Origin of the sequence: Demequina aestuarii, from assembly GCF_000975095.1 — a bacterium.
GTDB lineage: Bacteria > Actinomycetota > Actinomycetes > Actinomycetales > Demequinaceae > Demequina > Demequina aestuarii.
This window is the reverse complement of record NZ_BBRD01000006.1, coordinates 1-549: the sequence shown is the minus strand read 5'-3', so window position 1 is coordinate 549 and position 549 is coordinate 1. Positions and strand designations below refer to the sequence as shown.

The 549-nt window shown below is 66.5% G+C and carries 1 protein-coding gene; it reads right to left on the bottom strand.

All coding sequences use genetic code 11. The annotated features are described in order from the left end of the window. Positions 1-549: polymorphic toxin-type HINT domain-containing protein (locus tag AOP72_RS13120; RefSeq protein ID WP_238581717.1), on the bottom strand; the 549-nt coding region annotated here is incomplete at both ends.

Genomic DNA, 549 nt, shown 5'->3' with positions numbered 1-549 from the left:
GCAACTCGCGTTGTGGACGAGTAGGGGTTCATCACCGACATAGTACGTGTGGAGGTCGGCGACGGTGAAGTTGTACGCCCATCGTGTCGCCTCATAGGGGCGGACCTCAAGCACCGTGCCTGTGGATCCTGCAGCGGTGGTGAGCAGGTTGCCTTCGGTGAGGTCTGCCGCGTTGACCCATCGTCCCCTGGGCGCGACCAGCACCCCGCTGGGCACCAGGACGTCACCGCCGCTGGCCACCCAGAACGGGTGCTCCGCGGTGGCACGCACCGTGTCAACGCCCGCCTCGGTTGCCACCGTGACGTCCACCCACATCTCGTCATCGAGATGCCGAATCAGGTCCGTCACCGGCTTCGCGACTGTCTCACCGGTGAGAGGGTCGGTGGCGAGCACCATGTCGCCCACGACAACCTGTTCGATGGGCGCCGACGTCCCATCAGCCAACAGCACCTCGGTGCCCTGCTCAAAGCTGTTGCAGCCCCTGCGCTTCACCGCCGGCGCGACCTTGCGCGCGGTTCTGGCCGTCTTGCCTGCCTTCGCCGCCTTGCC